Below are 20,462 nucleotides of genomic sequence, written 5' to 3'. Positions count from 1 at the left end.
TTTACTGCCTTTCGCGGTGAACCGTGATTGACGACGGCGAGCTTAACCGGGGAGACCGACAGACCTCGGTGGATGCCGCCGGGAGCTGATCGCCTTACCGCCCCACGCGGCTCCATCGGAGATAATCGCTCCCGTGACGGCGAACCGAATGAACCGCGAGCAGTTCTTCCGGGTGGTGTGCGGGCTCGACGAGGATCGCCTGCGCAAGGCGCTGCCGTCGGTCACAGCAGGGTCCCAAACCTCATCTGCACCATTTCCGCCTCTTACCCGGCGTGGTTAGGCGCTCTTGTCAGACCCGGTCGTTATAGTGCGGGCATGCAGTCGCTGATGTATCCGTCGATCGACCTGGGCAGCACGTTCGACGTCCTTGACGCCGATACCTGGCGCCGCGGCGTGACCTATGCGCGGCAGGGCCGGGTGCGGAGCTGCGTCTGGGATCCGAAGCTTCACCGCCTTTTCGGCGCCGTCGACGGTAGCCAAGGCCGCGCGTACACAACAACGGTGCAGCTTCTGCCGGTAGACGCCGACACCTACGCACTCGGCAGCGGGTTCTGTAGCTGCCCGGTGCACGCGGACTGCAAGCATGTCGCGGCAATCGTCATCGCCGCCGCGGGGCCCACCGAGATGCGTGCCCCCAGTATGCCGGCTCCGCCGGCCGCCCCGCCATGGCAGCAGTCGCTGGATGCGCTTCTTCCGCCGGCTCCAACGGATGGCCGCATCGGGACACCACTGGCGATCGAGCTGAGCCCGTCGATGAGCGGGCCGGTGCCGATTCTCGACGCGCGGCTGGTGCGGCCCGGAAAGCGCGGCGGCTGGGTGGCCGGAGATCTGAGCTGGGACAAGCTACCCATGCTGCGCCACCGCGACTATCCCGACGCTCAGCTCCGCCTGCTGCAGGAGTTCTACGCGGCCTACCGGGCGTCGCGCTCGAATTCGATTGGCTACTACGGCTATTCGCACCAGAGTTATGGGTACGGCGACGGGAAGACGATCTCGCTGCTGCGATTTGAATCGCCGCAGCTGTGGCCGCTGCTGGACGAAGCGCGCCGGGTCGGGGTGCAGCTGGTGCAGGCACGGCCACTGCAGGAGGTGCCGGCCTATGCCGCGGCGCAGCTGTGCCTGGACGTCAGGGTCGACGACCCGGGCGATCTCACCGTGGAGCCCGTGCTTCAGGTCGACGGCGCCGCAACACGGCCCGTGGCGTTCATTGGAAAGTCGGGTCATGGCGTGGTATACGCCGACGGCGGGTTACGGCTGGCCCGGCTGGACAAACCGGCGCCGGAGGCGTTGCAGCGCATGGCACTCGGTGATAAGCCGCTGGTCGTACCCGCGGACCAGGCGCAGCGCTTCGCCGCGGAGTACTACCCGAGGCTGCGCCACATCGCGGCCATCACGTCGTCGGACGAGTCGTTCACCCCGCCCGAAATCGTCGGCCCGACACTGGTCCTCGAAGCCCACTACCAGGCCGAGCACCAGCTCGAGTTGGCTTGGCAATGGGCATACCGGTTGGGCGACTCTGATTTTCGCATTCCCGTAGGCACGTCGGAGTATGTCGCATACCGCGATCTGGGAGCGGAGAATGCGCTCGCCTTGAGCATCGAAGCGCCGTTGGAGCAGTTGGGGCTGCGGGCTGGCGACGGCACGCTCACCGGAACGTGGTTGTCCGGCCTGGAGACAATGCGATTCGCCACCGAACTTCAACCGCTGCTCGCCGAGCTTCCCGATGTCGCGCTGGAAGTGATCGGCGACCCGGTGGACTACCGGGAGGCGGGCGGCTCGCTCGTCATCGCGGTGACGACGGACGCGGTGGCCGGCGAGACGGACTGGTTCGACCTGGGTGTCACGATCAGCCTTGAAGGCAAACACGTTCCATTCGTCAGCGTGTTCACCGCGCTCGCGTCCGGGCAGTCGCACCTGCTGCTCGCCGACGGCGCCTATTTCGCCCTGGACAAGCCGGAGCTGGCGAAGCTGCGCCAGCTCATCGAAGAGGCCCGCGCGCTCACCGACGCCGAAGAGGGGCCACCGCGGATCAGCAGATTCCAGGTCGGGTTGTTCGACGAACTCGCCGAGCTTGGGGTCGTGACCCGACAGGCCGCCGAGTGGCGGCGCCAGGTCGACGGGCTGCGGGCGCTGCAGGGTCTGGAACCGGCCGCGGTGCCGACCAGCCTGCGCGCTGCGCTGAGGCCGTACCAAGTCGATGGGTTCTCGTGGCTGGCGACCCTGCACGGCCACGGGCTCGGCGGGATCCTCGCCGACGACATGGGCCTGGGCAAGACCGTCCAGTCGCTCGCATTGATCTGCCATGTCCGCCAACAGCATCCGGGCATGGCACCATTTCTGGTAGTCGCCCCGGCCAGTGTGGTGGCGAACTGGGCCGCCGAGGCCAGGCGGTTCGCACCCGAGCTGTCGGTTGTGTCGCTGTGCGACACGCTGCGCCGCGCCGGAGCCGACCTCGACCAGCTTGCGGCGGGCGCCGACATCGTGGTCACCTCCTACACGCTGTTTCGGCTGGATTTCGACGCCCACGCGGCCCGAACGTGGTCCGGGCTGATCCTGGACGAAGCCCAATTCGTGAAGAACCATCACGCCAAGACCTACCAGTGCGCACGCCGGTTGGCCGCACCGTTCAAGCTGGCGATCACCGGCACACCGATGGAGAACAACCTCATGGAGCTGTGGTCGCTGCTGTCGATCACCGCCCCCGGATTGTTCCCCAACCCGGTGAAGTTCGCCGAATTCTTCGCCAAGCCCATCGAAAAGACCGGCGACCACGAGCGTCTGGCACTGTTCCGGCGCCGCATCAAGCCATTGGTCAAACGCCGCACCAAGGAGCTCGTGGCCGCCGACCTGCCGGCCAAGCAAGAACAGCTCCTCGACATCGAGCTGCCGCCGCGGCATCGCGCCCTGTATAACAAGCGACTGCAACGAGAGCGGCAGAAGGTGCTCGGCCTGCTCGACGACATGCAGCGCAACCGGTTCACGATCCTCAAGTCTTTGACCGTGCTGCGACAGATGGCGCTGCATCCCGGTCTCGTCGACCCCGGACACGACACGCTGGCCAGCCCGAAAGTCGACGCGCTGGCCGAGCAGCTCCGCGACGTTGTCGACGGTGGCCACCGCGCGCTGGTGTTCAGTCAGTTCACCCGTTTCCTCGGCCGGGTCCGCAATCGCCTCGACGCCGAGGGAATCGATTACTGCTATCTCGATGGGCGAACCCGCAACCGTGCAACGGTGGTCCAGCGGTTCAAGGACGGAGACGCACCGGTTTTCCTGATCAGCCTCAAGGCCGGTGGGTTCGGGCTGAACCTCACCGAGGCCGACTACTGCTTTCTGCTCGACCCGTGGTGGAATCCGGCCACCGAGGTCCAGGCCATCGACCGCACCCACCGCATCGGCCAGACCCGCAACGTCATGGTGTACCGGCTCATTGCCCACGACACCATCGAGGACAAGGTGATGGCCCTCAACGCGCGCAAAGCCAAACTGTTCGCCAGTGTCATCGACGACGGTGACGCGTTCGGCTCCGCGCTGACCGCCGACGACATCCGCGGACTGATCGCCTGAGCGCACAACCGAGCGGCATCGCTTTGGCTCCCCAGCGCATCAGTGCAAGACGGCGACCCGAGCGTCACCTGCCGGCCGCACCCGTGCGGTGGCAGTATGGACAGGGACTGGCAGATGAGAGGACGCAGAGGACGCAATGGAAACGCGGTATCCCGCTGACGGACCGCTCAAGCCCATCGATAAACCCGTACGAGAACACAAGGGCGACTACGGAATCGATGGATCCTTCCATAGAGTCTCCGCGCGGGCACAGGCGATCGGAATCGCGGTGTACGCTGCCGCCTTGGCGGTGGGGTCCGGGATCAGCTTGGCTCGCGGCAAGCGGCGCACGGCAGCAGTGACGGGCGCATCGTCGCTCGGGATTGTCGCAAGCGCAGCCCTCTACATCCATGCCACCAGAGTCGGCAAGTTCGAAGTCTGGAACCAAATCTTCGACGACCTGCAGCTGCGCGGCGACGAGGCGGTGCTCGATATGGGATGCGGCCGCGGAGCGGTGCTGCTGGCCGCGGCCAAGCGGCTGCCGCGCGGGCGAGCGATCGGCGTCGACATCTGGCAGGCCGACCAGACCCACAACTCGGCGTCGGCCACCCTGGCCAATGCGAAACTGGAGAACGTCGCCGAGCGCGTCGAGCTGCACACCGCCGACGTGACCGCGCTGCCGTTCGACGACAACAGCGTCGACGTCGTCGTCAGTAGCCTTGCCATCCATAACATTCCGACGCACGACGGACGGCGCCGAGCCCTTTGTGAGGCGATGCGTGTGCTGCGTCCCGGCGGTCGGCTCGCCATCGTCGACCTGTGGGAGACCCGCCAGCACGCCGACCACCTCCGCGACCGCGGCTGGCACAACGTTCAGCGCCGCAGCGTCGGCTGGCGCATGTGGTACGGCGGGCCGTGGGTATCCGCCCGACTAGTCACCGCGATAAAGCCCGGGTGAATCACGCGAAAACGGCGATCAGGATCCCGATGCGCGCAGCTTGCTCGCCTACACTTTGCGGTCCAATGAAATTCAGCAGCCCGCTGCGGCATCCGCCCCGAGTACCGCGCGTCGAAAAGCCGCTCGCGGAAGGCCGTTTCCACTTGGACGACGGTCGTCGACTTGGCTACGCCGAATTCGGTGACCCAACAGGTGCGGTGGTGCTGTGGTTCCACGGCACACTCGGCGCTCGGCGCCAATTCCCGGTGCTGGGGCGGCGTGCCGCGGAGTACCTCGGCCTGCGGGTGATCGTCGTAGAGCGGCCAGGTACGGGGCTCTCCGATTCTCACCGGTACTCCGCGGTGACCGACTGGGTCGCCGACATGGGGCACGTGGCCGACACGCTCGACGCGAAGCGGATCGGCGTCGTAGGCCTGTCCGGGGGAGGTGCATATGCCTTGGCCTGCGGCGCGCTGCCGCCGATGGTGGATCGCGTGGCCGCGGTGGGCGTTCTCGACGGCACCGTTCCGGCGGTCGGTCCGGAGGTCACCGACGGTGGCGTCACCGACGTCGCCCGCCGGTTCAACCCCGTCATCACGCAATTGCGCCGGCCGTTGGCGGTCCTCAGTACCGTGCTGCTGGCACCGCTGATCCCGTTCGCGCATTACGCTTACGGGGTTTATGCCAGCATGTGGCCCGAGGACGACCAACGCGTACTCAACGACCCGGAAATCGAGGCGATCTTCGTCGACGACATGGTCAACGCGTTCCGGGGCCGCTGCCTGGCGATGGTCGACGATGCCCGGCTGTTGGGGCGGGACTGGGGTTTCCGGTTGGCCGACGTGAAGGTGCCGGTGCGGTGGTGGCATGGCGAGTCCGACCACGTCGTCCCGATCGCCGGCGTCCGCGCTGCTGTCTCACGCCTGCAGGACGGCGAGCTCACCGTGCGCTCAGAGAGCCACCTCGGCGGCTTCGCCAAAATCGACGAAGTGCTTGAGCACCTACGCGGATACCTTTGAACCGCAAAGGCTTTCGTCGCTACCTCAGCGACTCGCGCTCAACAAACTCGTCGAGCACCTTCACAGTCGCCATCGCTGACTTTCTATCACGCGGCGAGACTGTGCTCGATACGATCCTTGCGACCCGGACCGCCTAGTCGATTTCGTAGTGGGCGAATCGAGCCACGATCGAGGGAACCTCGGCGTGCAGCGATGCTCTATCCGGCGCAGGGCCCGGGGGAGTTCAATCCCGATCAGCGTCGACGATACCCACGGTGCCAGCGTGTGCGCGTCGAGCCAGTCGGCGAGGGTATTGCTTTCAGGTTCACGCCGTATCAGTTTCATTAAGGCCGACGTGCCGAGGCACAGCACCTGACTCGTTATGTTGTGCCGTCGACAAACACCGCCATCGATGCGGTAAACGCATGCAACGCGTTTCGCCCGGCGACCGGACCTATCTCCCCGGCTGCGAAGAAACCGGCCAGGCCACCCGAGCTGGTGCGGACGAAGTCCAGCCCGAATGCCTCGGCGGGCAGCCCGGACGCCAGCCACACCGCAACTGCGGGCTCGTCCTCGATCTCGCGGCGACCGGCCACCACCGTCTGGGCCACGCACCCAATCAGCGCGGGCGGGTCGAGCATCTCCTGCACTGCGTCGAGCGCCTCGGCAGCCTGGTCGCTGTGTGCTCGCGACCCAAGCAGCACGGCCAGGGACGGCGCGTCAGCTGCGAGCTCGTCGCACGCTTGCGCGGTAGCCTACACCGCGGCCTGGCGTGCGTTGGGCACGTTGGACACCCAGAACCTCCGCCAGCGCAATATAGGCGGCGCCACACCGAGACCACCTCAAGGTCGACGAGTTCTGGAGCGACCAGCGTGCCGCCGGCTAACCGTTCTCGCGCGTGGTCGCCGTCTGTGCCGTCGCCGCCCAGCGCTACAGCCAATACGCTCGCATCGACGTCGATCACGTTCTGCCCGAAAGTGATCGACGGCAGCTTTGAAAGACACACGGCCACCACGGTGTGCGGCGATGCGGTCGAAAACCTCATCCAAAGTGGGTTGAGCTGCGTCGGCGATCAGAGGGCTGCGAAGGTATTCCTGTAGGGACTGATGCGCGCGCGCCGCTCGCTCCCGCAGGACGCGGTGGGTGGCTTCGGGAACGTCTTTGATCTGAACCCTAGGCATGGCGCCAAGTTGGCGCTGCGGGCGCCGGAATGCAAGTACGGGTAACCGGCCCAGGGGGGATCAGTCGGGCTTTGCTTAACTGGGAATCCGTTACGTAACAGAAAGTCAGGGATATGACGATATGCCCGCCTCGTAGCGACAACTGAAGATCCCCCGACGCGTGGCCGCAAATTGTCGCGCCGAGGCGGGCGCAAAGCATGCGTGCTCTCCGAGAGGCCCGTGTGGCGGATGTGACTTAGCCCGCAGGCCACGCCACTGGCCGCCTCTCATGGAAGGATCCGTGCGGTGATTCTGGCCGTCGATCTCGGCAAGACGTCCTGCCGGGCCGCAGCAGCTGGCCGCAGGGCCGAAGCGGCGGGCGCGCCGGGCCTCGCCGCGCCTGGCGGCATCCGGGCCGCCGAACAGGCGATCCTTCGCGTCGCACGCGAACTCGGACCGGTCGACGAGGTAATCGTGGGCGCCGCCGGGGCGCTGGCAACGCCGGACGCGGCGCGCGCCCTGGGCGAGGCGCTGCTGGCCTCGCTCGGGGCACAACGCGTCGCGGTGACCAGCGACGCCGTGATCGCGCACGCGGGTGCGCTGAACGGCAAGCCCGGCATCGTGCTGATCGCGGGCACCGGCGTCGTGGCGCTAGCGATCGGCGCGGACGGCGCGCTTCGGACCGTCGACGGCTGGGGCCCGTGGCTGGGCGACGAGGGCGGCGGCGCGTGGATCGGTGCGGCCGGGCTGCGCGCGGCGCTGCGCGCCCACGACCGCCGCGGACCGTCCACCACACTGCTCGATGCCGCCCGCGCCCGCTTCGGCGCGCCCAAGACCTGGCCCGCGCAACTCAGCACCTCCGCCGCGCTCGCATCCTTCGCCCCCGATGTCCTCGCCGCGAAGGATGACGCCGCGGCGTTGGCGATCGTCAACGCCGCCGTCGACGCGCTCGCCGCGACGGCCCGCGCGGCCGGGGAGGGCCCGGTGGCGATGGTCGGCGGATTGGCGGCGATCTTGGAAGGGGTCGACGCGCTGCGCGGCCAACTCGACCTCGTCGCCGCCGCCGGCGACGCGCTCGACGGCGCGTTGCGGCTGGGGCCCATCCACGAGCCGCACGTGATCCGCGTGCAGGCAGCCCCCAAAGCCGTTGCCCCACAAGCACTCGACACGCTCGCCACCGAGGCCGCAAGGCCCGGTCTCGACGATCTCGACAGGTGGCCCATCGGCGAAATCGTCGCCTTACTGGTCAAAGCCGAGGGCGAGGCGCACGGCGCGGTGGCGGCGGCGGTCCCGCGGATCGCGGCGGCGGCTGAGGCGATCGCCGCGCGTCTGGAGCGTGGCGGCCGGCTGATCTACGCCGGCGCCGGAACGCCCGGGCGGCTCGGCGTGCTCGACGCGGCCGAGTGCGGGCCCACGTTCGGCACCGACCTCGTGCGCGGCGTGATCGCCGGCGGGCCGGCTGCGCTCACCGAGGCGATCGAGGGCGCGGAGGACGTGTTCGACCCCGCCGACCTCGCCGACCTGACCGCCGCCGACGCGCTCGTCGGGATCACGGCGTCGGGCCGCACCCCGTACGTGCTCGGAGCGCTTGAGCACGCGCGCGCGGTGGGCGCCCTGACCGTCGCGATCGTCCACAACCCAGGCAGCGAGGCGACGGCAGACGTCGTGATCGAATTGCTCACCGGCCCAGAGATTCTCGCCGGCTCCACGCGGCTGACTGCGGGCACGGCCCAGAAGGTCGTGCTCAACGCGCTCTCGACGAGCGCGATGATCGCGCTCGGCAAGGCCTACGGGCCGCGGATGGTCGACGTGCGCCCAACCAGCGCGAAGCTGCGCCGCCGCGCGGTGCGCATCGTCCGCGACGCAGCCGGCGTCGACGAGGAGGCCGCTGCCGAGGCGCTCGCCTCGGCGGGCGGTCACGCCAAGACCGCGATCGTCGCGCTGCTCGCGGGTATCGACGCGGCCGAGGCCGCTGTCCGGCTCGACCGGGCGCGCGGACGCGTGCGCGACGCGCTCAAGAGCCGATAACCGTCTCGGCGATTTCCAGCGCGAGCGGGTACGGCTCGGGTTCGTTGCGGTTGGTCAGCACGATCACTGTCAGCCGGCGCTTCGGGTAGCGCACGATCACGTTGCGGAAACCCACCGATTCGCCGGAGTGCCACAGCGTCTCGCCGGTGATGCGCCAGCCGTAGCCGCACCCGATGTCGGGGTCGTCGGTGTGCGTCGCGGGCGTGAACGCTGCCCGCAACGAGCCCGGCCGCAGCAGCCGCCCGTCGTACAACGCGGCATCCCATTTCGCGAGATCGTCGATGGACGAATAGATTCCGCCGTCGCCGAGCACCGCACTGGTCTGGTCCTGGTCGGTGCGTCTCCACCGGCCCGCCTCTTGCGTGTAGCCGAACGCCCGGTTGTTCACCGTCGAGATACCGTCCTCGTACGCCACGGTGTTTTTCATGGCGAGCGGTTGGAAGATGCGTTCACGCAGGAACGTCGCGAAGGTCTTCCCCGATGCCCGTTGCACGATCAATGCCAGCAACCCGTAGGCGCTGTTGCTGTACCGATAGTCGGTGCCAGGGTGGAAGTAGCTGCGATGCTGGGTTTCCAGCAGCCGCAGCACATCCGCGTCGTGCAACTGCACAGGGAAGGCTTCGCGGATCACGTCCTCGTAGTCGATGAGCCCGGACGTGTGCGTGAGCAGGTGGCGAATCGTCACCGTCTGGGCGGCATTCGGCAGCGACGGCAGCCACGTGCGCACGCGGTCATCGAGTTTGAGGCGGCCGTCCTCGGCCAGCAGCAGGACGCTCGCGGCAGTGAACTGTTTCGTCACCGATGCGAGCCGGTAGTTCGTCTCAGGCGTGGCGGGTGTGCCCGTTTCCAGGTCCGCGAGGCCGTAGCCTGCCCGCACGATCGGCTGACCGTCGCGCAGCACGAGTACGGCCCCGCCCGGCACGTCGCCTGCGTAGTTGCGCATCAACGCGTCGACTTTCGATTTCACCATCTGTGACTCTCAGCGGCCCGGAGCAGCGGTCGGCAGGCCGACGGCCGCTGCAGCGGCGAGGAGGCGTTCGTCATAGCAGACGAACGCGGTCAACTGGGTGCCGAACACTGCGCCCCGGGTCGCAAAATGGATCGCGTCGGTCTGCTCGCCACGTTTGACTCGGGCGAGCACGCCAGCGGTATTTTGGTTCAACTCGCGCACCGGGACTTCGGACGTCCGGCCATTATACTACATATAAGTCATACTTGCTGGTTTTAACCGGTTGTCACACAATCGATGGTGTAAGTTTATGTGTATGCGGACGAACATCGACATTGATGACGATGTCTTGCGTGAAGCCCAGCGCCTGCTCGGCACCCGAACGAAGCGCGACACCGTGAACCTGGCGCTTCGAGAACTCGTAGCGCGGCATCGTCAGATCGGCGTCCTCGAACTGCGCGGAAAGGTGCACTGGGACGGTGAGCTGGCCGAGAGCCGTCGCGGCCGGTCGTGATCGTCGTCGACACCAGCGTCTGGATCGACGTCTTGAACGACAACCCAACCCCGCAGGCGCAGCGTTGCGTACAGCTGCTCGAGTCGGGGGAACCCATCGCGCTCACCGACGTCATCCTGACCGAGGTTCTGCAGGGGCTGCGTTCAGATCGCGAGGCGGCGCTCGTCGAACGGCATCTGCGCGCCTTCCCGATCCTTCGTCTGGAGGGTCTTGATGATTTCGTCCTCGCGGCCAAGCTGTACCGCATGGCGCGACGTGCTGGCGTGACCATCCGGAAGACGCTTGACTGTTTGATCGCCGCCCCTTGCGTACATACCGGCGCCCCATTGCTTCACGCGGACCAAGACTTTGACCGCCTCGCCACCTGCACGCCGCTTCGGATCTGGTCGTCCTGATGCCGACTCAGTAGCGGTCGATCTTGCCTGGTGGACTGCGCGCGCCTCGGCGGCGCCGAGTCCGTGGAAACCGCTACTCCGACGCGCACCCTCGCGTGACACGCCGTCGCGGTTGCGACGAGACTGATCCACGTGCAGCTCCCGTTTGCCGATGCGGTGCTCAGCCTGCTGGGCCGTCGTGAGGGTGGGCGCCCCGTCATCGAGGAGATCGAGGACGAGGCGGTCGAATCCGGCGACGCCACCGATCTGCACAATAAGCTGGTAATCACGCACAACGGCTCCCATCCATCCCGGACCGGTCTAGAAGGCCTGGCCAGCAAGGCATGCGCGCGAACGGCCCTTACCATTGGAAGCGCCGTCCTGATACTCGTTGCGGCGGCCTCGGCCAGATACGCAGCACACACAGCAGCAAGTGGCAGGCAGCCCGGCCCGGCTCCTACAACCGAATTCGCGACGGTGTCAAAGCTGATGAACGATGCGATCGCCCAACAGCGGCTGCCGGGCGGCGTGGTGGTGATCGGGCATGGTGGCAGGATCGTGTTTCACCGGGCTTACGGCTCGCGCAAGCTTGCCGGCGAGCCGGGACTCGACGGATCGCCCGCCCCTGCGGAGCCGATGACCGAAGACACGATCTTCGACATCGCGTCGTTGACAAAGTGCCTCGCAACCGCGACTGCCATCATGCAGCTCTATGAACAAGGCAAAGTCCAATTCGACGATCCCGTGCAGACGTATTTGCCTGACTTCAACCCGGCCAATGATCCACGGCGGACACAAGTCACGCTTCGCATGTTGCTGACCCAGACCTCCGGCGAAGGGATAGACGTAAACCTGCGCGATCCTTGGGGATTAGGCCCGCCCGATAAAGCAGAAGGCATCCATCGCGCGCTTACCACGCCGCTGCAGTCAGCTCCCGGTGAGGTTTTCCGCTACTCCGACATCAACTACATCTTGCTTGGCGCACTGATCGAGAAACTGACCGGCGAGCCTGAAGACGTTTACGTTCTGCAGAATGTCTTTGCACCGCTTGGCATGACGGAAACCCGCTACCTTCCGCCGGTCAAAGCATGTGGCCCACACACGATCAGAGGAGCTGCGATCGCCTGGGCCCCGCAGCCAAGCGAGCTGGTCGCCTGTCCTGCAGACACCTGGAGCACCAGTCTGTTGCCGCGCATCGCCCCAACCGCAATCGACGACCAAAGCAACGCCGATCCGAGCAAGAATCCCGATTTCGGATACCTACTTCGAGGCACCGTGCATGACCCGACGGCGCGCCGCATGGGGGGAGTGGCCGGGCATGCCGGTGTGTTCTCGACGGCGGGCGACGTCAGCACCTGTGCGCAAGCCCTGCTCGATCGGCTTGCCGGACGCCCGAGCAAGTTTCCGCTCAAGCAAGCGACTCTGGAGTTGATGACAACTCCCGAGCAGCCCGGACATGCGGCTGGGCAAGTCGAAGCAGCCAACGATGCCGCCCGCGAAGCCATCGCAAAGACACCCAACACAACTGATCCGCTGCTCGCTCCGAACTATCCGGCGATCGAGGGACAGCAGCTGTTCGGCTTTGGCTGGGATATCGACACCGAGTTTTCCAAGCCTCGAGGCCTGATTTTTCCCATCGGTAGCTTCGGCGCCACCGGATTCACCGGAACCTCGATGTGGATGGACCCACGCTCAGATACCTACGTGATCCTGCTCGCGAACTCGATCCATCTGCAGGGCAGCCCACCGATCTCGAAGCTGCGCGGTGACGTGGCGACGGCCGCAGCGCAAGCCTTAGGGTGTTACGGCGTTGGAGCGGCACCGGATCGGGTATGTGGATCACACCTATTTGCGGGCGGAGCACCACGCAGCCGGTAACACGCACTTGGTCGCCCGTCAGGCCGGGATCGGGTTCGCGCAGGCGCTGGGCGGCGGGATGGTCGCCGCGATCGACGGGATGCGGTTCGTCGTGCCGGTACCCAGTGCCTACGCCCGACCGAACAGAAAATATTTTGGACCGAAACGAGGAATAACGTGGCTGAACATGATCAACGATCAGGCCTTCGGGATCGGCGCGAAGATCGTGTCGGGCACCGACCGGGACTGCCTGCACGCGTTGGATGTCATCTTCGGCAGCGGTGAGGGCCGCCGTGCCGATGTGATCGTGACCGATACCGGGTCTTACAGCGATCTGGTGTTCGGTCTCACGCATTTGTTGGGCAAGGAATACCGGCCCGCGCTGGCCGATCTGCCGGACCAGAAGCTGTGGCGCACCGACGCCGACGCCGATTACGGGGCGCTCAACCACGCGGCGCGGGGAAAGCTGGATTTGGGGAAGGTCCGTAAATGGTGGCCCGACATCGTGCGGCTGGTCGCCTCGATCTACACCGGCGCGGTCACCGCCTACGACGTGGTGCGGATGCTGCAACGCGACGGGCACCCCACCGCTTTGGGTGAAGCGATCAACACCTACGGGCGGATCTTCAAAAGCCTCCACATCCTGACCGTGATCGACGATGAGGACATGCGTCGCGACATCAAAGGGATCCGCAACCTGCAGGAAGGAAGGCACGCCCTGGCGGAGAAGGTGTTCCACGGCCGCAAAAGCCAAGTGTTCCAACGGTATTACGCGGGGATGGAGGACCAGCTCGGGGCGCTCGGGATCGTGTTGAACTGCCTGGTGCTGTGGAGCACGGTCTACATAGACGACGCATTGAATCAGCTTCGCGCGCAGGGCTATCTGGTACGCGACGAGGACGTCGCCCGGTTGAGCCCGTTTATCAGCAAACACCTCAACGTCCATGGACGGTATTCGTTCCACCGGCCCGAACTGGGAGCGGGCAGGAGGCCGCTGCGTGACCCCGGCGCACCCGACGACGAAGACGACGACGACGGACTCCCGCCAGAACCGGTGAAGGTTCAGGAGCCGGGCGGTGCGGGAGCCTGCGCATCGTGAGGTTCCAGCGCCCGGTAGAGCGTGGACCGGCCGACACGCAGATGCTCGGCGATGGCGGTGACCGATTCGCCGCGGGCACGTCGGGCGATCGCGATCGCCAGGGGTGTCGTCATCGACCGCAGGAGGACGTCCGCCCTTTCGGCCCTGAGCCAGCGCTGCGGCCAAACCGTCCAGGGTGCGCTCCCGGACCAGGTCACGTTCCATCTCCGCAGCCATCGCCGCGACCAGGAACAGCATCTTGTCGGCGATGCTCGACGCATCGGGTCTGTGCAGACCCGCGCAAATGCCGGTGAGGGTCTGCGGGTTGATCCCGCGCGCGTGCAGCTCGTCCTCGAGGAAGACCAGGTGCTCCTTCATCGAGCGGGCCACTCGATCGGGCTTGTAGATCACCAGCGTGTCGCCCGCCTTCAGCGTCTTCACCCCGGCACGCAGCTTCGGACGCTCCCCCCGAGTGCTCGCGGTCTCCACGATCACCTCACGGCAGTCCGCGCCCGCGAGCGCGTCGAGCTGCAGCTGATGATCCTGGCTCGTGGTGCTGATCCGGCAGTAGCCGATTCGGACGGTGTTGGTGTGCGAGACGCCCATACCTGGATCGTCCCTGTATCCGTCCTGGAACTCAATCGCCGGAGCTGGCTCCGAGACGGATTATGGGACACCGTGACCAGGGCAAACGGATCGTATCCGGGTCGTCCCGGATACGACCATATTCGGGACGCACGTCGCGGTCTCGCATAAGGGCCAGCCCGGTCGGTACAGTCCTGGGCAAATGCTGGTCAGTGACCTCAACCATTTCCTAAACCTGTCCGACGACGTGCCGGCTCCCGCGCGTCGCCTCGCGCAGCACTTCGCCGACATCGTGCGAGCGGCCACCGCCGGTCAGCGTGTCGATGAGCAGTGGACCAGCGCGCTGCCGTGCCGGCGCCGACCCGGGCGCCGACCCTGCTCGGGCCGGATCAGCCTCGTGCGCCACGACCCGCCGGCGTCGATCCGGTGGTGGTGCAGCAACTGCCCCGACGAGGGCGTCATCAGCAACTGGGAAAACTCGCCCTACGACCTTCGCCGCCGCCGGCTCACCGCCGTCGATGCGATCCGCGAGATCGTCCTCGACACTGAGGTCGCGGCGGCGCTGCGCGAGCTGCTCTTGCTGGACCCCGACTGCCAACGGCTGGTGTTCAGCATGCGTGCACACCCCAACGGGGCCGCTCTGCACGCCAGCGATGACGATCTGGAAGAACTGATCGGATTCGTTGCCGCCGAAGCCAACCACGAACCCAACCGGCGCCGGCAGCGTCGCCTCGACGCCGCTTTCGACGCCCTCAGCATCGCCGCTCAGAGGCCGCTGGTGACGTGATCGCAGTGCCGGACGACACCTCACGATCAGCGAGCGACAGGCGACATGGTGCGCCTCGGGACCGCCGGTGAGCGGGCTCGCCGACAGGGTCCTGCCACTGATTCGTACCAGGACCGATCTCCACCGATGGGCCACAGCCAACGACCACGGACGACGGATGCACGACGCTGTGGACATCCTCGATGCCGCGGTGCCGACGGCTGATCCAGCCGAGGCGTACTCGGTGACCCACAAAGCATTGGGCAGCGCGATCAAAGTCATCTCCCGCGCCGATGACTCCAGCGGCATCATCGGCGACGCCTGCCGGCGGCTTCTGGAACTGCATCCCAAAGTCGCCGCCGCCGCGAACGTTCCAGCGGCCAAACTCATCAACTGGATGATGACGTTCCAATTCGACGGCGATGTCGACTATTTCACCCTCGATCCAGTGGCCTACGCCCCCGCGCTGGGCGAGGCCGGGATAGTCACCTACCGGGCACGATTGACGCAGATCGAGGCCGGCCTGGGCCAGCATCCCAGCCAAGCCGATCGCTGGACATCGGGGCACTCACATGAGTGGTTCACCCTTGAGTGGAACGCCCGCAGGCTGGCCGTGCTCGACCGGGATATCGACGCGATCATCGCCACACATGCCCGGGACCGACGCGTCGCCGCCTGGCTGCAGGACACCGCCGAAGCATTCCAAGAGATCGGGCAGACCGACCTAGCCATCGATTGGGCCAAACAAGCCACCGACTTCGACGATGGCCACCAATCCCGCCGCGCCGCCGACTACTGGTGTGCACTCCTCGATGAACACCGGCCCCACGAGTCACTGCCCGCTCGCTTGCTGGTCTTCCGTCGTTGGCCGTCGGCCACAACGGCGGCACATCTGCACGCCGCAGCCGGCACCGCCTCTTGGCCTGGCGGCTATCAAGCAGAAGTCATGACCACACTCGCGTCGCGTCCCCGTGATGCCGTGATGTTCGCCCTGCGCACCCTCCGAGATGTTGAGTTCGCCTGGGATCTCGCGCACTCACTCGCCCTCACCGACGACCCGACATGGAGCGAACTGGTCAAGGCCTACGAGAAGATTGACCCACTAGCCGTCCTTCCCGTTCTGCAACGTCTCGTGGAAAGCGAACTGGTGGCGACCAACGCCCAGAACTATCGCTTCGCGGCGCGACGGCTGGCGAAGATGCGGCGACTGGCAGCCGGCAGCGACCACGCAGAAGCGGTTGACACGCTGATCGCCGAATTACGCGATACCCACCGCCGCAGACCACGGCTCCAACAGGAATTCGACCGCGCCGGACTGCCCTGACCAGACCGACCCGGTTTTGAACGTTGGACCCGTTAGTGTACGTTTCCGGTCCGATTCTCTCCCAGCGGTTATTCCGGTGGGGCTAAGAGCACTCGAAGCCCTCCCTTGACCAGACAAATTACCCGCTTACCTGCAGCCCGGCTGGCGGATCGTGTTGTGCCCGAGCTTGCGATTGTGCATGGGTTCGCGCGCCGACTTCTGGTGTTCGAGCTGCCGGATCAACTCATGCTTGGCTTCGTGAAGGGCGCGGGTGATGTCGCGGTTGTCGGCGACGGCCACGAGCGGCGCGAGACCAGGTAGGGTCGTGCGCAACGTGACCCGCTGCTCCTTGCGGCCGCGGTCCTGCAACGAGACTTCCAGGCTGACGTCATACGGGTCCCACCGGCCCAGATGCGTCTCGAGCGTAGCCAATGCCTCCAGCACGTGCGCACGTTCTTTGGCGACGAATCCCGCACCCATGTGCAGGACGTACTGGCCGAGCGGATTATGGGTTCTGTCGCGGGACCTTCTCATCGTGCTCATCGTGACCTCATCTCGGGCGATCTGGTTTGCTGAACGATCATGGCCAGCAGCTGCGGAAGTGGCACGGTGGCGATGCCGATGGCGCCGTCGTTGATCCCGTAGGGGATCACCAGGGTGTCGGCGTGGACGAGCGCGCCGCAGGAGTAGACGACGTTGGGCACGTAGCCGTTCTGTTCGTCGCGGGCGGGGCTGAGCAGCGGGCGTCGCAGCTGGCCGAGCACCCGGGTCGGATCGTCGAGGTCAAGCAGAATCGCGCCGATGCTGTACGTGCGCATGGGTCCGACGCCGTGGGTGAGCACCAGCCACCCTGCGTCGGTTTCGATTGGCGGGCCGCAATTTCCGAGTTGCAGCGCTTCCCATGCCTCGGCCGGCTGCTGGCAGGGCGAGGCGCTCGTCCAGACCGCCAGATGGTTGGCGAAGGCGATGGTGTTGGTCTCGCGGTCCGATCGCGACATGGCGGCGTAGCGACCGTGTATTCGTCGGGGGAACAAGGCCAAACCTTTGTTGGCCGCGGCCTTCCCAACGAGCGGGCCGGAGGTGAAAGACTGGAAGTCCTTGGTCTTGAGCAGTTGTTGGCTGATGTGGGATCCGCTGTAGGCCGTGTAGGTGGCGTAGTAGGTGACCGAGCCGTCGTCGTCGACGAACCGGACGAATCGGGCGTCCTCCATGCCGGCCTGCTCGGCCTGCATCGACGGCCACAGCACGCGCTCGGAAATCGATACGTCGCTGGGGAATTCGATGGCATAGGACCGCACGGCGATCGCGCGGATCAGGGCGGCCGTGCGCTCCCCGTGTGTGCGAGTGCTTAGGTGGGCCCGGAGGTTGTCGAGTCGCGCGTCGAGGTCGGATCGCGTGAAGCGGTCGCCGAGCGTATGTAAGACGTAGTCCGCGGCCTCGCCGGCATCGCCGATGCGGTCGAGTTCGCCGCGGAACACCGCGGCCTCGAGCGGCGCGCCCGACACGCTTCCGGTGGCGGCCAGGCGGGCCGGCTCATCGATCGTGGCCCGGCCCCCGGCGTCGACGACTCCGGTGCGGAACCCGATGGACGAGCGGTGTCCTTCCCCGATCCCCCGCACGCTCATCACGAATCGCAGGCTGCCTGCCGCCACATCTGTCTGGTCTGGGTGGGCCACAATGCTGGGGTTGCACAGCGCCGCCCCCTCGATGGCGTACTCCCTGGTAAAGGCCGCTCCCAGCAACAGTATTCGCGCGTCGCTGAGGCGGATGTCGGGATCCAGACGGTCGGCGAGCTCGTGGGCGTGCCGACGGAACGTGCCCAGGAGGTCACGGTGCCGTCCGTCGAAGCGGATGATGACGTCGTCCAGGGACGACCGAACGTCGTCGTCGGTCAGGGCGAGGATGCGCTTTAGCACCACTCCCGCTCGAGACTCCTGAGGCTCGAAGCCCTCCTGGCCGGGCACGAAGAGCTGGGTGATCACCCGCGCCAAATTGGCCGCGACCCGCTGAGGGTCGCGGGTGACAAGCCCGGTGCGCATCAAAGTCATTGTGAGACTAGCGAAAAGCGCTGCGCGTGTTGCAGGGTGGAGATCACCGCAAGGGTCGATTCCGCGCCCTGGTTGAGGTTGACGCACTCGGCGAGCAACCCGTCGAAACCACCACCGGTCTCCGTGTCCCACATGAGCAACCCGGAGTCGTTGGCGCCCTGGAACCAGGCGGCGCACGACCGGATCCCATCCGGCCAGAGCGCCCGCGGATCGGCGGCTGCGGCGCGTGCGCAGGCGTCGGCGAGGGTGGCCACCTCGATCGGCTGTTGATCGAAGGCGGGCCGGCTGTCCTGCCGTCCCCGGCCGCCCACCGGGGTTGGCGACAGGTGGCCGTCAATCGTGTCGTAATCGAGCAGCCACTCCAGCAGATCCAGGCCACGCTGTTTCAGGTCCGGGTCATCCAGCGCGACGCCGGCAGCGATCATCGCCTCAGGAAGAATCGCATTCGCGTAGGTGAGCCTTGGCTCGGGCCATGGCCAGTCGGACTTGGTCTTGGGTCTCGCGACGGTGACGGAGTAGTCGGCGAGGAGTCGCATCGCAGCGGAATTGCCGGGCTCGAAGGTGAGGAGTTCGGCGGCGCCGACGGCGGCGAACGCCATCGCCCGCGGCCACGGCGACCTGGCCTTCGCGGCGCGCTCGAACTGAATCACGGCGAGTCGGCGCACCAGACTGACGCCGCTGCGGGCGGCGGCGGTGCCGAGCCCCCAGATGCAGCGGCCCCAGTGGTCGTCCGTGGTGGGCTGGTCGGTCCAATGTCCGGCGGGGTCCATCCGGTTGCGGCAGGCGCCGTTGTAGGACTGGGCGTCGTTCAAGAACCGCAGGGCCTTGCCGGCAAGGCCCTTCACGGCACCCGGTGCGTCGGGCTCGCGGGTGGTGACGACGAGCACCCTGGCCATGTCGTCGGTGCAGTACCCGTGCTCACGGCGTGGCACGGTCATGCAGGCGTGCTCGAAGGTGGCGCGATGGTCCGTCATTCGCAACAGGTGCGCGAACACCGGATTGGGCGCGGCACCGCTCACGCCGGTGCCGATTGAGTGATCAACAGCCGTTGCGCCACGCCGACGTAGGCGTTGACGACGACGGGCCAGGCAATCGTCGGGGCCAGCCCGCGGGCTTCGGTGGCCATGGAGTCGGCGAGGTGCGGATCGGTCAACACCTGGCGCAGCGCTGCGACCAGTGCGTCGGGATCGTCGTGAGCAACGACGGTGCCCGCTCCGCTGCCGAGAAGCTCGACCGCGTGGGGGAAAGCGGTCGCGACGATCGGGCGGCCAGTCGCGAGGGAGTCGACCAGCACACCGGAGGTGACCTGGTCCTTCGAGTCATAGGGCAGGACGACGACGGTAGCCGTCTGGATGAGAGCGCTGAGCGCTTCCGGGGTGCGGTACACGGCGTCGAACAACACCGCCTCGGCGACGCCGAGGCGTTTCGCTTGCGCGACAAGTGCTTCGCGATACCTTTCCCCCTGCGCAACGAGGACTTTGGGGTGAGTGCGGCCGGCGATGATGTACCGCGGCGGGTTGGGCAGATTCTTGAGCGAAGCCATGGCGTCGATGACCCGCTCGATGCCCTTGCCCGGTCCCAGGAGGCCCCAGGTCAAGATGGTCGGCCGGTCGGGATGCTGCACGCCGTTGGTGCTGGGGAGTGCCGCGCCGTGCGGGATGGTGGTGACCTTGTGGCGGTCGACGGCGAAGCCTGCGCCTAGGCGTCGGCGGGCCACCTCCGACATCACAACCACTTGATCGGCCAATGCCATCACCGATTCGAGCACCGAACGTTGGTGTGGTGTCGGATGTTTGAGCACCGTGTGGACGACGACAATCGACGGGACGCGCAATCCGGCCATGATCTGGACGACTTCGTCTCCGTCAGGACCGCCATAAATGCCGTACTCGTGCTGGATGACGGCGACGTCGCTCTGGTTAAGGAGCTCGGAGGTTGCCTCTACGGACGAAGCCGAGCCGTTGACGAGCTCGCCGGCGACGTTCGGCTCCTCGGAGACGCCACCGTCGGCGATGCGCACGACGTTGACGTCGGCGCCTCTGGCTGTTAGCCCGACTGTCAGTGCCGCGCTAAAGGTCGCCAGACCGCATGGTGTCGGCGAGTAGGTGCTGAGGATGCCAAAGCTCGGCATGTACGAGAAGTGTTGCATCCCAAAGGGAGCAATCAACGGCTGAAACAACGATGGAGCATTCAAAATTATCCCGACTGAACGGTAAAACGATGTGTCCGGCGTGAGCGGATGCTCGGGCAGATCAGCGTCAGAAGCTGGGCCATTCCGGATCGGCTGGAAGTACCAACACCCCGACGCTACACCCTTACCGG

At 66.4% G+C, this 20,462-nt stretch carries 18 protein-coding genes and 4 pseudogenes; 12 read left to right on the top strand and 10 right to left on the bottom strand.

Going from position 1 to position 20,462, the window contains the following annotated elements:
• Positions 1 to 148: 148 nt before the first annotated feature.
• The 4 genes and pseudogenes from M5I08_RS02885 to M5I08_RS02870 form a co-directional block, all read left to right on the top strand.
• A pseudogene (locus M5I08_RS02885) lies at positions 149 to 214 on the top strand (hypothetical protein); the annotation flags it as partial.
• Between the two features lie 101 nt (positions 215 to 315).
• Entirely contained in the window at positions 316 to 3,564 is a 3,249-nt protein-coding gene (locus M5I08_RS02880) for a DEAD/DEAH box helicase (protein WP_219068348.1), read from the top strand.
• 136 nt (positions 3,565 to 3,700) lie between these two features.
• The gene (locus tag M5I08_RS02875) at positions 3,701 to 4,501 is read left to right on the top strand and encodes a class I SAM-dependent methyltransferase (RefSeq protein ID WP_219068349.1); all 801 of its coding nucleotides are present in this window, start codon (positions 3,701 to 3,703) and stop codon (positions 4,499 to 4,501) included.
• Positions 4,502 to 4,566: 65 nt separating this feature from the next.
• Positions 4,567 to 5,499, top strand: coding sequence for an alpha/beta fold hydrolase (locus M5I08_RS02870; RefSeq protein ID WP_219068350.1), 933 nt, complete (start codon positions 4,567 to 4,569; stop codon positions 5,497 to 5,499).
• Positions 5,500 to 5,960: 461 nt separating this feature from the next.
• Here M5I08_RS02870 and M5I08_RS02865 read toward each other — a convergent pair.
• Together M5I08_RS02865 and M5I08_RS27240 are read right to left on the bottom strand one after the other, a co-directional pair.
• Positions 5,961 to 6,272 (bottom strand): annotated as a pseudogene (locus tag M5I08_RS02865) (FIST N-terminal domain-containing protein); the annotation flags it as partial.
• A gap of 48 nt (positions 6,273 to 6,320) precedes the next feature.
• A complete protein-coding gene (locus M5I08_RS27240; protein ID WP_373368818.1) occupies positions 6,321 to 6,659 on the bottom strand; it encodes a FitA-like ribbon-helix-helix domain-containing protein in 339 nt (112 codons plus the stop codon).
• A gap of 285 nt (positions 6,660 to 6,944) precedes the next feature.
• Here M5I08_RS27240 and M5I08_RS26495 point away from each other — a divergent pair.
• Positions 6,945 to 7,616, top strand: a pseudogene (locus M5I08_RS26495) (BadF/BadG/BcrA/BcrD ATPase family protein); the annotation flags it as partial.
• Positions 7,617 to 7,763: 147 nt separating this feature from the next.
• Positions 7,764 to 8,666 (top strand): N-acetylmuramic acid 6-phosphate etherase, encoded by a 903-nt coding sequence (murQ, locus tag M5I08_RS26490; RefSeq protein ID WP_307728236.1) that lies wholly within the window; start codon positions 7,764 to 7,766, stop codon positions 8,664 to 8,666.
• On the opposite strand, the gene M5I08_RS02855 is transcribed toward murQ, so the two are convergent.
• Both M5I08_RS02855 and M5I08_RS02850 read right to left on the bottom strand, forming a co-directional pair.
• Positions 8,653 to 9,567 carry a serine hydrolase domain-containing protein gene (locus M5I08_RS02855; RefSeq protein ID WP_249763086.1) on the bottom strand — a complete coding sequence of 305 codons (915 nt, stop codon included), beginning with the start codon at positions 9,565 to 9,567 and terminating at the stop codon, positions 8,653 to 8,655. The genes murQ and M5I08_RS02855 overlap by 14 nt on opposite strands.
• Before the next feature lie 78 nt (positions 9,568 to 9,645).
• Positions 9,646 to 9,807 carry a hypothetical protein gene (locus M5I08_RS02850; RefSeq protein WP_249763085.1) on the bottom strand — a complete coding sequence of 54 codons (162 nt, stop codon included), beginning with the start codon at positions 9,805 to 9,807 and terminating at the stop codon, positions 9,646 to 9,648.
• Positions 9,808 to 9,931: 124 nt separating this feature from the next.
• Here M5I08_RS02850 and M5I08_RS02845 point away from each other — a divergent pair, with 124 nt between their 5' ends.
• From M5I08_RS02845 to M5I08_RS02830, 4 genes are all read left to right on the top strand, one after another.
• On the top strand, positions 9,932 to 10,129 hold the full coding sequence (locus M5I08_RS02845; RefSeq protein ID WP_219068353.1) for a type II toxin-antitoxin system VapB family antitoxin: 198 nt from the start codon (positions 9,932 to 9,934) through the stop codon (positions 10,127 to 10,129).
• Positions 10,126 to 10,524 (top strand): type II toxin-antitoxin system VapC family toxin, encoded by a 399-nt coding sequence (gene vapC, locus M5I08_RS02840; RefSeq protein WP_219068354.1) that lies wholly within the window; start codon positions 10,126 to 10,128, stop codon positions 10,522 to 10,524. Before M5I08_RS02845 ends, vapC begins: the two co-directional genes overlap by 4 nt.
• Before the next feature lie 468 nt (positions 10,525 to 10,992).
• Complete coding sequence (locus tag M5I08_RS02835; protein WP_219068363.1) at positions 10,993 to 12,381, top strand: serine hydrolase domain-containing protein; 1,389 nt, start codon at positions 10,993 to 10,995, stop codon at positions 12,379 to 12,381.
• The gene (locus M5I08_RS02830; RefSeq protein ID WP_219068355.1) at positions 12,338 to 13,459 is read left to right on the top strand and encodes a Tn3 family transposase; all 1,122 of its coding nucleotides are present in this window, start codon (positions 12,338 to 12,340) and stop codon (positions 13,457 to 13,459) included. The genes M5I08_RS02835 and M5I08_RS02830 overlap by 44 nt, the downstream gene beginning before the upstream one ends.
• Here M5I08_RS02830 and M5I08_RS02825 read toward each other — a convergent pair.
• Together M5I08_RS02825 and M5I08_RS26485 are read right to left on the bottom strand one after the other, a co-directional pair.
• On the bottom strand, positions 13,423 to 13,572 hold the full coding sequence (locus M5I08_RS02825; RefSeq protein WP_219068356.1) for a helix-turn-helix domain-containing protein: 150 nt from the start codon (positions 13,570 to 13,572) through the stop codon (positions 13,423 to 13,425). The genes M5I08_RS02830 and M5I08_RS02825 overlap by 37 nt on opposite strands.
• An 85-nt stretch (positions 13,573 to 13,657) precedes the next feature.
• Positions 13,658 to 14,044 (bottom strand): annotated as a pseudogene (locus M5I08_RS26485) (recombinase family protein); the annotation flags it as partial.
• 181 nt (positions 14,045 to 14,225) lie between these two features.
• Here M5I08_RS26485 and M5I08_RS02820 point away from each other — a divergent pair.
• Together M5I08_RS02820 and M5I08_RS02815 are read left to right on the top strand one after the other, a co-directional pair.
• Positions 14,226 to 14,810, top strand: a complete 585-nt coding sequence (locus tag M5I08_RS02820; protein WP_219068357.1) for a hypothetical protein — start codon at positions 14,226 to 14,228, stop codon at positions 14,808 to 14,810.
• 157 nt (positions 14,811 to 14,967) lie between these two features.
• Positions 14,968 to 16,113, top strand: a complete 1,146-nt coding sequence (locus tag M5I08_RS02815) for a DUF6880 family protein (protein WP_219068358.1) — start codon at positions 14,968 to 14,970, stop codon at positions 16,111 to 16,113.
• A 126-nt stretch (positions 16,114 to 16,239) separates the two neighbouring features.
• Here the strand turns inward: M5I08_RS02815 and M5I08_RS02810 are convergent, their stop codons facing one another.
• Genes M5I08_RS02810 through M5I08_RS02795 form a run of 4 tightly spaced genes read right to left on the bottom strand, consistent with a single transcriptional unit; the run spans position 16,240 to position 20,271 of the window.
• Positions 16,240 to 16,626 (bottom strand): hypothetical protein, encoded by a 387-nt coding sequence (locus tag M5I08_RS02810; RefSeq protein ID WP_249763084.1) that lies wholly within the window; start codon positions 16,624 to 16,626, stop codon positions 16,240 to 16,242.
• Positions 16,627 to 16,631: 5 nt separating this feature from the next.
• Positions 16,632 to 18,140 carry a glycoside hydrolase family 130 protein gene (locus tag M5I08_RS02805; protein ID WP_370328564.1) on the bottom strand — a complete coding sequence of 503 codons (1,509 nt, stop codon included), beginning with the start codon at positions 18,138 to 18,140 and terminating at the stop codon, positions 16,632 to 16,634.
• Positions 18,137 to 19,159 carry a glycosyltransferase gene (locus M5I08_RS02800; protein WP_249763082.1) on the bottom strand — a complete coding sequence of 341 codons (1,023 nt, stop codon included), beginning with the start codon at positions 19,157 to 19,159 and terminating at the stop codon, positions 18,137 to 18,139. The genes M5I08_RS02805 and M5I08_RS02800 overlap by 4 nt, the downstream gene beginning before the upstream one ends.
• Positions 19,156 to 20,271 carry a glycosyltransferase gene (locus M5I08_RS02795; protein ID WP_249763081.1) on the bottom strand — a complete coding sequence of 372 codons (1,116 nt, stop codon included), beginning with the start codon at positions 20,269 to 20,271 and terminating at the stop codon, positions 19,156 to 19,158. The genes M5I08_RS02800 and M5I08_RS02795 overlap by 4 nt, the downstream gene beginning before the upstream one ends.
• Positions 20,272 to 20,462: the final 191 nt, after the last annotated feature.

The organism is Candidatus Mycobacterium methanotrophicum (assembly GCF_023515995.1).
In the GTDB taxonomy this organism is placed as follows: domain Bacteria; phylum Actinomycetota; class Actinomycetes; order Mycobacteriales; family Mycobacteriaceae; genus Mycobacterium; species Mycobacterium methanotrophicum.
Note: the sequence above shows the minus strand (reverse complement) of the source record. Positions and strands in the feature narration are given on the sequence as shown.